Origin of the sequence: Streptomyces pilosus (genome assembly GCF_014649835.1) — a bacterium.
GTDB lineage: Bacteria > Actinomycetota > Actinomycetes > Streptomycetales > Streptomycetaceae > Streptomyces > Streptomyces pilosus.
In genome coordinates this window covers 1-13,418 of the sequence record NZ_BMTU01000022.1, presented here as the reverse complement: position 1 = coordinate 13,418, position 13,418 = coordinate 1, and the positions used below count along the sequence as shown (strand labels likewise).

The window sequence follows — 13,418 nt, the reverse complement described above, 5'->3', positions numbered from 1 at the left end:
TTCCTGCGAGAGCTCCCCGACGCCGAAGCGCTCACCGCCGACTCAAGGCCCTCGCCGCCGGGCGGTGCGCGCCATGAACCCGCCTGCCACCGCCCCGTTCGCGGAGAAGCTCGCCACCGTCGCCTACCGGCAGGGCCCCTACCGGCTCCCCGACGGCGGCACGCTCCACCGCTACTTCGACCCCTACCGGCTGGCCGGCGACCCGGTGCTGCTGACGGAGACCGCAGCCGCGCTCACGGAGCTGCTGCCCGACGACACCGAGGCCCTGGCCGGTCCGGCACTGGCCGGGGTCCCACTGGTCACGGCGGTGTCCCTGCACACCGGTCTGCCCGCCGCCTTCCTGCGCCCGACACCGAAGGACCACGGCACATGGCAGCAAATCGAGGGCGCCGACCTGGGAGGCCGGCGGACCGTCCTGCTGGACGACACCGCCCGCAGCGGCACCAGCCTCCTGCGCAGCGCCCGCCTGCTGCGCATCGGCGGCGCACTGGTCAGCACGGCCGTGTGCGTCCTGGACCGGGACGCAGGCGCCACCACCCTGCTCGCCGACCACCACCTGATCCTGCGCGCCCTGGTCCGAGACCCGGACGGCGCCCGATGACGGACTCACGCCAAGCGGCACTGTTCGACCTGGACGGGGTGCTGCTGGACAGCGCGGCCGCGGTACGCTCCACCCTCGCCGCGGTCGCCACCTGCGCCCTCGGACGCCGCGTAACGCCGGACGACCTTCCACCCGGCGCCCTGCGCCGCCCCCGCATCGAGGTCCTGGCGCTCCTGAACGTCGCCGACCCCGACGACGCCTGCGACCGCTGGTGGGACGGCGCCCTGTCGGCCAACCCCGTCAAGCCGCTCCCGTGCGTGATCTCGAGCCTGCTGGCCCTGCGCGCGCAGGGCACGGCCACCGGCGCTGTCACACTCCAGGACCCCGACCGCTTGCGGTGGCTGCTGCCGCCGACGGTGGCTGACCTGCTGGACGTCGTCATCACGCGTCAGGACGCCCGGCCCAAACCGGCCCCCGACGGGCTGCATGCCGCCCTGAGCCAGCTGGACGTCCCACCGGAGCGCGCGGTGTTCGTCGGGGACAGCCCCACCGACATGACCGCGGCCCGCGCTGCCGGAGTCGTGGCGCTCGGAGCCGTGTGGGGCTGGCACCCTCCCGCCGCCCTGCGTGCGGCCGGGGCCGATCACCTCCTGCCCGAGCCCGCCAACCTCGGGCCGTCCCTGCTGCACCACCTGCCCCTAATCGGCAGCACGTGACCTAACCGGGCCACTACAGTGGAGGGGCGTCCCTACGGGCGCCCCTTTGCACTTCTGAATCAGAGGACACAGGCGAATGCGCGTGATGCGGCGACGAGCGCCCGGCGTCGAGCTGGAGCACTGAGACAGCGGTTCCCCGCTCCTCGGCCCCGACTCGCGGTCCGGCTCGGCGCGCACCCCATCACCCCGCCACCCGTTTCCCGAACCTTCCGCCTCACTGGCATCTCCCTGAAGGGCGAGGATCTCGTCGACGCCGACCAGGTCGCCCAGCAGATCAGCCTGGACACCGCCCGCGAGGCCCGCCTGGTCGCCGAAGCCGCCATGGACCGCATCCGCGACAAGTTCGGCCAGGGCATCATCGGCCCCGCCGCGGTCATCCGCCGCGCCTCCTGAGTCCCGACCACGACTGCATCGTCGAGACGGGCCGACCGTGCGTTCCGGCCCTGAAACAGACTGCGGCCAACCGCCAGGCCAAGCGTGACCTATGATTTCGCATCGCCCACTCGAGAATGTAGAAGGCTGGTCCGCCATCAGTGGCCCAGCCTTCACCTCAGCTGCTGTCAACTCAAACGGATTGGTTAAGTAGCAGCCATGGTATGCATTCCGGTCGCGCTCCCGTCCGCTCGCGGCAAAACTCTTCAACTGCCGCGCGAACCTGAGGCACGAGTATGGCCGCTTCTCGAGGATAATAGGTCGGACTTCCGGGATCCTCGATCAATTGCGGATCGAATGAAGGCGGATGCAGGTTTCCCGAGGTCCAGACGTGTCGAGAGGCGTGGCCCTCCGGCGCGTCAGCGGGCACTTTGTTAGTCCACCATTTCAATGCGCCATAACCTCGCTCGGTGTTAACCGACACGTACAGGTAGTTGCTCGGCCATCTCTGGTCTGTCTCTTCCGGATACCGCCCTTCAACGATACTCAGAACAGCCCTTTCGGGTACGATCTCGAAGCCATCGTGTGTGACACCCCTTTGGATCAGATCATTCATGATGTGGTCGATCAGGGCATCGACTTCTATTTCCGAGCGGGCGTAAACAGCACCCGCATGAGTGCCTCCGAGGACGATCACTGCTTCTTCCTTACTTGGGTGCCCGGCAATTTCTGCGGTTCCTTCATGCCGGGGTAGTGCACGACGAGCGTCTGGTCGTCGTAAAGAATAGCAGGTACTGCCTGCTTGCAGCCCATCGAGCCGGGTGTAGAGACTCTCGGGCACACATAGTTCGTGTTAATGACGATATGAATCTCTGTCGGTCCCATTGTCTCGCGCATCTGCCAGGCAACCTTTGTTTCGGCGTGATGCGAAACGTCTGCGTAAGTGCTGTAGTCGGGAAAGTCTTTGGAATCCTTGAGATACAAATTGATCTTTTCGGAAAGTGCGTTTTTTCCGCTTTGCACCAGATTCTTCCAGACCGGCGTTCCGTCTGGATTGAAGATGTATCCGGAAGTCGGGTCCCCAGAATACTTGCGCTTGGGTAGCTTCGCCCAGGCGTCCGTTACCCATTTAAGGCAGGGCGCGTCCGTGTTGTGAACAAGGACGCTAATAATGCCGGCGGATACGTAGTAGGTGTGGAGGCCATCGACGGTGAGGTCGTAGGCGTCCTGGAGGCCTTGCCAGCTGCTGGTGCGGGTGATGGTGGCCGTGCTGTTCTGCGGGGTGCGCAGGGTGTCGCCGGCCTCGAGGTCTTCTGCGTTCTTCCACTTCTGGTCGTTCTGGGACCAGTAGGGGTGGTGGCTGGTGGAGGTGAGAGTAGAGCCGTCGGTGAGGGTGACGTCGGTGAAGTTCCGGTCGTCGGGGGTGTGGATGGTTCGGGTGACGCGCCGGGTGCCGGTTTCGCCGGTGGTGGGGTCGGTGGCTGTGACGAGGTCGCCGGGTTCGATCTGTTCGATCGGGCGGTTAGTGCCGTCGGCCATGAGGACCTGGGTGCCGGCTGGGAAGCTGTGCGCTTCCGGCTTGGTCAGGCAGGCGACGGTACGACGGGTCGCGCGGCCGGCCTTCAGTGAGTCAACGGCGTTGTCGAATTTGGTGAGGAGCGTGAACTTGCCCGAAGGGAGGACGCCGGCGGCGGCCATGACACAGCCGAAGGCGGTGGGGTCCTCGATGCAGGCCTCGATGTCGGCGAGGCCCGACGCTTCCCAGAGGATCGTCCCGTATGTGCTGGGGTCCTTCAGTACGTTCAGGGTTTTGTCGATGTCCCCGCCGTCGCAGAAGGTCGTGAGCTTGTTGAGTGTGTCAACCACGGGGAGCGGGAACGAGGAACTGTCGACGGGGAGGAGAGTTACGCAGCGGCTGCGCGGCGTGTCTTCCTCTTGTGCCTTGCGTGCTTCTTCCGCCTGTCGGCGGGCCTCCGCCATCTCTTGCTCGGCGAGGTCGCGGGTCCTTTGCCAGGCAACCTTGGCCTCGGCCTCTGCCTCGGCGGCACTCTTGCCTGCGGCCTTTGCGGAGGCGCGGGCATTGGCTGCAGACTCGTCGGCCTTCCGGGCTGAGTAGCGGGCGTAGGAGGCGGACCATTCGGCATCGGCTGCGGAGTTCTCGGCGGCGGTGGCGTCCTGGGAGGCCCGGTCGGCGGCATTGCGTGCTGTGGCTGCTGATGTGACCGCTTCAGCAGCGCTCTGCTCCGCGGCGTCTGCGGAGGCGTCGGCATCGGCCGCGTACCGTGCGGCCGCTTCCTTGGATTCCTGCGCCTTGCCGGCGGCTGTGGCGGCGTCGGCGGCTGCCTGTTCGGCCTTGGCGGCGGCTTCGGCGGCGCGCCAGGCGTTCTCGGTCGCCTTGGCCGCGATCAGGGAGCCTTCTGCGATGAGGCGTTTGACCTGGTGGACGTGGTGGGAGGTGAGGTCGTCCTTGCGCTGGGCCATGTACTGGCCGGTGCTGACGAACTCGTGGATCAGCTGGGGTGGTCCGGCGAGGGCGATTTTCGCCGCTGCCTGGACTTCGGGGCCACCGGTTGTGGCGAGGCGGGCGGTGATGACCCTTTCGTCGGTCAGGCGCTCGCCGTACTGGCCGATGTTCAGAAACGTTGCGTAGGTCTTGCCGTTGCCGTCGAGGAGTGCGGCCTTGGCGGCCTGGCTGACTCCGGGGCCGCCGGTTTCGGCGAGGCGGGCGACATCGACCCTCATGTCGGTGAGGCCGGCCTGGTACTGGCCGGAGGTATGGAAGGTCTCGATCTGCGCCGGAGTGCCGTTGAGAGCTTCGGTGGCCGCGGCGCGGACGGAGGCGTAAGGGCTCTGGGAGCTCAGGTTGACGACGCGCTGGCGGACGTCTTCGTGGTTGGCTTCTTTCCAGCGGGTGCGCAGGTAGTCCAGGACGTCCTGATCGGTGCCCGACAGCGCGCGGGCGGCGGCTTCCTGATGCCAGGGGCCCAGCAGTTTCATGGCCTGCATGGCGAGCTGGCGGCCCTTGGCTGCGGTGGCCTGGACGTCGACATCGGGTCGGCCGGCCTCCTGGGCCAGCTTAGTCGCGGTGTCGTTCAGTGAACGGGCCTCGACCTGGGTCGCAGCGGAGGCCGAAATGCCGGTCTCAGAGGCTGTCTTCAGCGAGCGGGCGAGCTCGATCGCCGCCTCTGTGCGGGTGGTGAGATCAGCTTCCTCGGTCTCACGGGCGAGCGCGAAGATTTCCTTGGCCTTGGCCACCGCGGCCGTCGCGGTGTCGGCTGCACCCTTGGCCGCCTCGGCGTTCTTCCTGGCCGTGGCAGCGTAGACGGCCGAGTTCCCGGCCTGCTCGGCAGCTTCGTCTGCGTAGGTGGCGGCCTTCCTCGCATGCGCGGCCGCCGAGGTAGCAGCGTCGCGAGCACCGTAGGCAGCGGTGGCGGCGCGGTTGGCCAGGGCCGCAGAACGGTCGGCGGCAGCGTCGGCGGCAGTGGCATGGCGGCGTGCCTCTATGGCCGCCTGCCGAGCCTCGTTGCTGTGCAGGCCTGCGGCGTCCGCGGATTCGTTGGCCGCTTCGGCGGCATTAGCCGCTGCCCGGGCGTTCGCGGAGGCTTCCTTGGCTGCACCGGAGGCAATGGCGGCAGCAGCCGAGGCCTTCCCGGCGTTCTCGGCCACGATGGCCGACTCGTCAGCGAGCATTGCCGCGGCACGCGCCTGCTTGGCGGCCTTGGTGGCGGCAGCAGCATCGCCCTCGTTGGCAGCGGCGGCAATGGCCGCCTTGTAGGCCTTGTTCGCCGAATCCGCAGCGGCGGCAGCGGCAGCGGCAGTCTGCGCAGCGGCGAGCGCGGCACGGCGCGCGGCGCGGTTGGCGGCGTTCGCCGAGCCGATGGCCTCCTGTGCGGCCGCTGCCGCACCCCGAGCGGCATCCGCAGCCTGCGCAGCCTTGACTGCCGCCTTCTTGGAGTCGTCCTTGGCGGCCGCGGTCTCCTCGGCTGCCTTCAGCGCGGCCTCCTTGGCCAACTTGGAGGCCGCGACTGCCTTCTTTGATGATTCTTCTGCGGTCTTGCGAGCGTCCTCGGCCTGCTTGCCGGCAGCCCTGGCCTGTTTGATCAGGTCGTCGATCGACGCGTGCTCCTGGTCCCGGTTGCGGGCGGTGAACTGCCCGACCTCCAGGAACTCGACCATCTCCTCGGGCGTCCCCCGTAACGCCACCTTCGCGGCTGCCTGCACATTCGGGCCGCCGATCGTTGCCAGGCGGGCAACCTCGACACGGTTGTCCTGCTGACGGGCGGTGTACTGGCCCCGAGCAAGGAAGAGTTCGCGGTCGTCGAAGGTGCCCCGCAGGGCTTCCTTACCCGCTTCCTGCACGCCCGCGCCACCCAGAGTGATCAGGCGGCCGATCTCAACCTTGCGGTCCTGATCCAGCGGCTCCTCAAAACCGTCAAGGAGGAAGGACTCCAGCTCGGTCGGCGACTGCAGCAGCGCTTCCTTGGCGGCCTCCCGTACACCGGGACCGCCAGCCATGGCCAGCCGCGCCGTCTCAACGCGATTGTCGGCGAACTGAATGGACTCCGCTTCGTCGAGGAACTCACGGATGTCCTCGTCACCGCCGAGCAGCGCCTGCTCGGCGGCCTCCTTCAGCCCGGCTCCGCCAGTCTCCCAGTAGCCGACGATCTCAGCCCTCACGTTTACCGGCAGCGGTGCCGGCTCCGCTGCCACCGCAGCGGGCGTTCCCAGAAGCCCCGACAGCAGGCCCGCGGACAACAACATCCGCACAGCCCGCCGGGAACCTGAGAACCGTCTCGGTACTCCCGAACCAATAGTCCGAGAGGCTATACGCCGTTTCACCCGGCGACTCCCTCGTAATCGACGCACATCCGGCCGGACATGTACGCGGGCGACACCGAGAAAGCAGAAAGGCGTCGAAAGAAACACCTCACCCTCTGCAAATCAAGGCGCAATTCTCGCGCATTTTCCGCATCGGTTGATCATACACTGATTTCCGCCCAAGTGAGCCAGGGCTTATCAAGCCGATTACGAGCGTCCTGCCAGCCAAAGATGCGCCATCCCGGTCGGAGGGTTAACGTAAGATCAACTCCCATATCAGGACAATTCCTTGATGATCATCTACACATGTTTCAGCACCGCAAATCGGGTTTGCACCAGTATGTAACCTGGCTTGATCGGTTCCATTCGGGCGTGAAGTGAATGAACTGCGAGCAAGATTCGAGTGAGCTGTGTAGGATGATTTACACCGTGCGCATTTCTAGTTCCGCCCTATTTGCGATTTCCCCTTTCGGGAGTACCGCTACTTCATGTTCTTTGCCTACTTTGAAAGGTTTTACTGTGGCGATGACCCGGGCACACAAGTCACTATTGGGTGCTGCTGTTGCAGTTTTTGCGGCGTCCGCGACGCTCGGCGTGGCCTATGCCGACGACGGCAGTGCAGCGGCATCCCAGACTGCGGCCATCGATGAGATGCCCAGTGCCGTCGAAGACTTCAACTACCCGGGCGCATCTCAGATCCACGAGGAGACTGGCGCCCTCCTCAAGCGCGGCAACGGCCGCATACTGATGACTTCCTGTGATGGCAGCGAAGACATCTGGATCATGAGCCGGACCGGGCAACAGGACTTCTGCTTCGACGTCACGGCTAAGCCCGCCTTCCTCACCCTCGAAATACCTAAGGCGCACGGCATCTGGACCTCGGCCGATCCGGTGAGGACTACTGTTCGTGAAGACGACGGAACCACCACCGTCATTGACGCCCCCGCCAACGACTTCACCGGATATGGCGAATCCGGCGCCTCTGGAGAACCAACTATGCTCATCGAACTGCGCGTCAATGGTTGATCGCGGCTTTGTGTAGGCAGTTACACAAGTCGCACTTCTCAATCCAATAAAGCGGCTAAGGATCCTCTCCCTGTCCCGATAGGTTCCGGAGTAGCGGTCTATACGTACTCTGTGCATTACATACTGGCGGCAGTGACTGTACAGCAGGTCAGGAAGCCGGTGACGTACGACGCCGGCGGTATCGGTCGACGTGGCCAGGGACTACATGTCGGGGATCGGTGACGGTGAAAGGCTCGGGAACCCGCCGACCGTTCTGATGAATTCCGGGTGAGCGGCCTACCTGGGCCATTTCCCTTCGCTGCGCGGCAGGCGGAACGAACTGCCGCCCCCCGTTCATGAATCACGCATATAAGGAGTCAAAATTGTCTAGACTGCGCCCGCCTCGCGCCGCGTGGGCCACGAGCCTCGCGGCTGCGGCCTTAGCGTCCAGTACGCTCACCGCCACGCCCGTGCACGCTGTCACCGGCACTCCAGTCACTGATGCGGCCTACGCGTTCACCGCGAAGCTCGAAATCGGCAACGAGGACAATAAGCGCGTTTGCTCCGGTGCCCTGATCGAGTCCCGATGGGTACTGACTGCTGCCTCCTGTTTCACCGGGGGACTGACTGAGCTCACGCCAGGTAAGCCCGCCGACAGGACGATCGCCACCATAGGCCGTGCCGACCTGACCACCACGGGCGGTCACGTCAGCGAGATCGTCGACTTGGTGCCCCGTGCGGGCCGCGACCTGGTCATGGCACGGCTCGCGGCACCCGCCACCGGTATCACCCCGGTCGCGATAGCCACGACTCCGGCGGCCCAGGGTGACACCCTCACCGTCGCTGGATACGGCCGCACGAAGGCGGAGTGGGTCCCCAACAAACTCCACACCGCAACCTTCGCCGTTAACGCGGCCACCGAGACAGAGGTGAACATCGTCGGCAAGACCGCCGGCGACGCCATCTGCAAGGGCGACACCGGAGCCCCCCTCCTTCGTAACAACAACGGCAAGCCAGAACTCGTCGCTGTCAGCAACCGCTCGTGGCAAGGGGGTTGCTTCGGTGAGACCGAGACCCGTACGGATGCCATCGCCGCGCGCGCCGACAGCATCAAGCTCGGCACCCGATTGAGCCCCGGCCAGCAGCTTCTGCCCGGAGACAGCCTTGTCTCCGCCTCGGCTCGACTGACGATGCAGAGCGACGGCGACCTCGTCATCGCTTCCAATCATGGCAAGATCATTTGGTCGACACGCACCGTGGGCAATGCGGGCGCCACCGCACGGTTTGACGCCGGTGGCAACCTCATCGTCCGCAACGCCGCCGACACCGCCACCCTGTGGGAGTCCAAGACCGCCGCTGCCGGTGGCTCGGCCGTCCTGACCGACCGCGGCAACTTCGTGATCTACAACGCGCAACAGCAGTCGCTCTGGTCCAGCGGCACCGCCATCCGGCACGACTACAACGGCGACGGCCGCAGCGACATCGGTGCCTGGTACGCGTTTCCGAACGCAGTGTCCGACGCGACATACACCTTCCTGGCGAAGCCGAAGGAGGGGACGATAGAAGCCGGTGCCCTTGGTGCTCCGCTGAAGTCCTACACCTCGTCGACAGACAAGTGGAACGAGTCGGCGATGAAGTTCATCACCGGTGACTTCAACGGTGACGGCCGCGGTGACATGGTCACCGTGCGCGGCAACAGCGACGCCAGCGTCACCGCGTTCGTGGCCCTGGGCCAGCCCGATGGCGGATTCGCCGAGCCGGTGCAGGCGTGGGCGGCCCTGCCGGGCGGTGAGTACCACATCTCGTACATGACGCCGCAGGCCGGCGACTTCAATGGCGATGGCCGGGACGACATGGCGGTCTGGTCCGCCAACACCAAGACGGGCGAGACCAAGCTGTTCACGTTCGCGTCCAAGCCGAGCGGCACCTTCAACACGCCCTTCGAATCCTGGGTGGCACCCGCGGGCTCGTGGGCGCGCTCCAGCACCAAGTTCGTCACCGGCGACTTTAACGGGGACGGCCGCGAAGATCTGAGTGTGTTCTACAAGCAGGGCACACAGGGCGTGAAGACCTACGTCTTCGGCACCCAGGCCGACGGCAGATTCGCCGCTCCGGGCCTTCCCTGGTGGGAGAGCACGGCGTGGAACTGGGAGAACGCCACGCCTCAGGCAGGTGACTTCGACGGTGACGGCCACGACGACGTCCTCGTCTGGTACAGCTACGACGACGGTGCCGACCGCACGTCGACCATGCTGTTCGAGAAGGTGGACGGGAAGAACAAGTTCGGCTCGGCCAAGGTGACCCTCGACGGCGCCAAGACCTACGACGTGGCGCGGCTGAAGATGGTGACCGGTGACTTCAACGGTGACGGCCGTGACGACCTGGCGGTCATGAACCACCGGGCGGACAACTCGGTGCAGATGATCACCTGGACTGCGAAGGCCGACGCCATGTTCAACGGCGGCCTGGTCGGCTGGACCTCCAACCCCGGTGCTTGGTCATTCGGCACCACCAAGCTGTTCAGCTCCTACAACTGACCCGTTCCCGGGCGGGGGTGCTCGCACGCCGCGAGCTCCCCGCCTGTGTACGTCACCCACCACACCAAAACGAGGGAAGCACCATCATGTTCGAGTCCCACTCACACCTCGACCGCCGCGGACTCATCCGCCTGGCTGCCAAGAGCGCCGCAGCCGGTGTGGCCATGGCCGCCGGAGGAACGTTCACCGGGGGCAGCGCGGTCGCCGCACCGGCCCCTTCGTCCGACCCATTCCGTGGCATGCCCCGGTCCCTGGCGCTGAGCGTGCCGCGTGGTGTGAACGGTGACGCACCGATGCCGCCGCTGCCGGACCAGACCGCCGGTGGGCGTATCTCGCGGCCGAGCCGCCGTATCCCCTACGCCCAGGGCACGCCCGCCGCGCGGGGGGCGGGCGCGGACGTGCCCACCACCCTGCCGTTCGAGGTCAACCGCTCCGGCTACCAGCTGGTGACCGACCTGCCGGAACATCTGCGGCCGTGGAGGGACCGTCCCACCCGATGGGAGAACATCACGCCCGACACCGAGAGACAATTCCTCGACGCCGAGGGTGTCGTACAGGTTCGCGATGGTTACGGCCAACCCGGTTACGACCAGCCCGTCACGCAGATCCAGTTCGGGCTCGGCTGCATCACCAGCTACCGCACCGAGACCAACGCCGACCGCAAAGCACTCTTCCTCACCCGCGCCAAGGCACAAGCGAAGCGGTTGATCGACCGGCGGGTCGAGTCCCGCGGGGCGTGGTACTTCCCCTACCCGTTCGACTACACGCACGAGACCCACAGCGGCGTCGCCTACAAGGCGCCCTGGTACTCCGGCATGGCGCAGGGCGAAGCCATAAGCCTGTTCATCCAGCTCACCCAGCTGGACGGCGTCACAGATGACGAGCGGGCTCTGTACCGACAGGCGGCCGACGCCGCCCTGACCTCACTGCTCCGCGGCGACGACGCCTACCCGTGGGTGGTGCACAAGGATGCGGCCGGTTACCTATGGATCCAGGAGTACCCCGGGGCGCAGCCCGGCACGGGTGACTTCACCTACAACGGCATGATCTTCGCCATGTTCGGACTGTGGGACTACTACGCGGCCACCGGCAGCGATGTCGCCCTGGCTCTCTACGACGGTGGCGCAACCACCATGGCCCGCTACTTCCCGCTGCTGCGCAACGTCCGCTGGCACTCGTACTACTGCCAGACCCACCGCATTCCGACCCCGAGCTACCACCAGCACCACATCAACCTTTTCCGCCAACTGCACTGGCAGACCGGCAGCCCTCTCTTCGCCCACCACACCGATGTCCTCACCGACGACTTTCCCTCTCCCGCTCTACGGGACGGGTCCACCGTCTCCTTCGCCGCTGGGACCCACGCGCTGTACCGGTTGGACACCAAGGCCGACGGCGGCTGGGACAAGAGCAAGGAAGACGCACAGCTGGAGGTCAAGAAGGTGACCTTCGCCCGGGCGACACAGGCACCCGCCGATATGCGGCGCCGCATCCAGGACCGGGGAATCTACTACCGCATCAGCGCGGGTGCCTACACCGGCTGGTGGGTCGGGGAGACCTGGCCGACCTCCTTCCTCCGCGGCCAGTACCTGACCACCACCTACCTCCCCCAACGCACGCTCACCTTCCCCGGTGGCAACCGTGAGGTCAACGTCTACCGCTTCACCGAGGACGGCACCGACGCGTCGATCCGCACCGTCTCCTTCGCCACCCCGTCCAACGCACCCACAGACCGCCGCGCCATCGTCAACGGCCGGCCCATGTACCAAATCACCGCCGGTGCCCTCACGCACTTCTGGGTAGCCGCCACCAGCATCACCATCGACGGGAGCACCACCAACACAGCACCGTAACAATGGTGGTGCGCCGTGTGTCCCGCCGCAGGGGCCCGACCGGCGGTTCGCATCCGCCGCGGCGCGGGGACCCGCGTGGCGGGCGCCGGCCGCGGTGAACCCGCCCGGCCGTCCGCGCACGGCTCGCCCTCCTCCGACGCCACCCGCAAGACGCGCCCGCCCAAGCAGGAGGTCCGCCCGCTCGCGCAGCTGCACGCGTGGTGGAAGGCGAGCGCGGTCCTCACCTTGAGTTGCCGTCGGCATCATCAACTCTTTGCCTTCCTCTAACACGCCCGTGCCGCGGTTGCCGTGATCCGGGCCCGGGTCGCCGCCGTGGTCGACGGCGACCTGGCAGCCGCCGACGTCGTTGCGACCGTCTTCGTGATGAACGACGGCGGCCGCTTCCACCGCAGAAACCTGCTCGCCGAAGCCCGCCGCCACCTCGTCCTCGTCCTGCGCAGCCGCCGCCGCGACCACGGCGGACGACAGAATCGTGGCCGCCACCATCTCCACGCACTGCCTAGACATCAGTGAGCCGAAGACCGTGCGCGACCTGTAGGCCGGCTACCGCCTCTCGATCACCCGGTGGTCCCTGGCCGACCTCCCCGCCCGCTGCCGACCCTCCGCCCCCCGCATCTGACGCAGCGACGCTTGCAGAAGTTCGTGCCTTCGCTCTGTGTCACCCGTCCGTGCACGGTCGGACGTGCGTGCTGACCTTGCCGCGCTGCCGCGTGGTCGCGTGGTCAGGGAGAGGCTGCAGCAACCCTCTCCTCATACAGGCGGGGTGCAGGGGACGTGCTCGAGCCTGAGGCGTCGTGGGAAGGCTGCGCTGCCCGGGCCGGTACGACCATTGCGTCCATACGGGCGGCTTGCTCGAGGAACGCCTGATAGCGCCCCGTGGGGGCCGTTATGAACGGCTCATGCTCACGCTCACTGTCGTAGTGCGCGGCCTGGCAGCCGCCTCCCTCGCCGTCCTGCCCCTGACCATCCCCGCGCCCGCCCACGCGGCCGAAACACTGCCGCTGGCCGAAGCCGTCACCAGCCTGCCGGTGGACAGCGAGTCCCGTGACGGCTACGACCGGGACGCCTTCCGGCACTGGAACACCGGGGACGACCCGTCCGACGGCTGCAACACCCGCGCGGAGGTCCTGCTCTCCGAGGCCGTCGAACCCCCTCTGGTCGAACCCGGCTGCCGCCTGACGGGCGGCCGCTGGTGGTCGTACTACGACCAGATGTGGGTGACGCCGGCCTCCGGCCTGGACATCGACCACATGGTGCCGCTCGCGGAGAGCTGGGACAGCGGTGCATCCGCCTGGACGGCGCAGCGCCGTGAGGCCTACGCCAACGACCAGGGTGCTCAGGCCAGCCTGGTCGCGGTCACCGCCCGCTCGAACCGGTCCAAGGCGGACCAGGACCCTGCCGAGTGGCTGCCGCCCGCTGCCGGCGTGCACTGCCGCTACGTCGCCGAGTGGGTGGCCACCAAGCTCCGCTGGAGCCTTACGGCCGACGAAGCCGAAGTAGCGGCCCTGCGTGGGTTGGCGGCCGACTGCCCCGACCAGACCGTGACCTACGAGTTGGCCCCCTAACCGCCACAGCC

The 13,418-nt window shown here is 66.8% G+C and carries 9 protein-coding genes and 1 pseudogene; 8 read left to right on the top strand and 2 right to left on the bottom strand.

Features of this window, described 5'->3' with window-relative positions:
- The first annotated feature begins 73 nt into the window (after window positions 1-73).
- From IE118_RS32585 to IE118_RS34810, 3 genes and pseudogenes are all read left to right on the top strand, one after another.
- Window positions 74-601, top strand: coding sequence for an orotate phosphoribosyltransferase (locus tag IE118_RS32585; protein ID WP_189561711.1), 528 nt, complete (start codon window positions 74-76; stop codon window positions 599-601).
- Window positions 598-1,257 (top strand): HAD family hydrolase, encoded by a 660-nt coding sequence (locus IE118_RS32580; protein ID WP_189561755.1) that lies wholly within the window; start codon window positions 598-600, stop codon window positions 1,255-1,257. The genes IE118_RS32585 and IE118_RS32580 overlap by 4 nt, the downstream gene beginning before the upstream one ends.
- A 207-nt stretch (window positions 1,258-1,464) precedes the next feature.
- Window positions 1,465-1,650, top strand: a pseudogene (locus IE118_RS34810) (hypothetical protein); the annotation flags it as partial.
- 172 nt (window positions 1,651-1,822) lie between these two features.
- On the opposite strand, the gene IE118_RS32570 reads toward IE118_RS34810, so the two are convergent.
- A complete protein-coding gene (locus IE118_RS32570; protein ID WP_189561710.1) occupies window positions 1,823-2,326 on the bottom strand; it encodes an Imm1 family immunity protein in 504 nt (167 codons plus the stop codon).
- A complete protein-coding gene (locus IE118_RS32565; RefSeq protein ID WP_229847065.1) occupies window positions 2,323-6,390 on the bottom strand; it encodes a DddA-like double-stranded DNA deaminase toxin in 4,068 nt (1,355 codons plus the stop codon). The genes IE118_RS32570 and IE118_RS32565 overlap by 4 nt, the downstream gene beginning before the upstream one ends.
- A 582-nt stretch (window positions 6,391-6,972) precedes the next feature.
- Between IE118_RS32565 and IE118_RS32560 the strand changes: the two genes are divergently transcribed.
- The 5 genes from IE118_RS32560 (at window position 6,973) to IE118_RS32540 (ending at window position 13,407) form a co-directional block, all read left to right on the top strand.
- Entirely contained in the window at window positions 6,973-7,473 is a 501-nt protein-coding gene (locus IE118_RS32560; RefSeq protein ID WP_189561753.1) for a hypothetical protein, read from the top strand.
- A gap of 449 nt (window positions 7,474-7,922) precedes the next feature.
- Window positions 7,923-9,989: an FG-GAP-like repeat-containing protein gene (locus IE118_RS32555; protein ID WP_229847064.1), complete on the top strand. Its 2,067-nt coding sequence runs from the start codon at window positions 7,923-7,925 to the stop codon at window positions 9,987-9,989.
- Window positions 9,990-10,075: 86 nt separating this feature from the next.
- Window positions 10,076-11,842 (top strand): D-glucuronyl C5-epimerase family protein, encoded by a 1,767-nt coding sequence (locus IE118_RS32550; protein ID WP_189561708.1) that lies wholly within the window; start codon window positions 10,076-10,078, stop codon window positions 11,840-11,842.
- 312 nt (window positions 11,843-12,154) lie between these two features.
- On the top strand, window positions 12,155-12,355 hold the full coding sequence (locus tag IE118_RS34555; protein WP_189561707.1) for a hypothetical protein: 201 nt from the start codon (window positions 12,155-12,157) through the stop codon (window positions 12,353-12,355).
- A gap of 386 nt (window positions 12,356-12,741) precedes the next feature.
- Window positions 12,742-13,407 (top strand): HNH endonuclease family protein, encoded by a 666-nt coding sequence (locus IE118_RS32540; RefSeq protein WP_189561706.1) that lies wholly within the window; start codon window positions 12,742-12,744, stop codon window positions 13,405-13,407.
- Window positions 13,408-13,418: the final 11 nt, after the last annotated feature.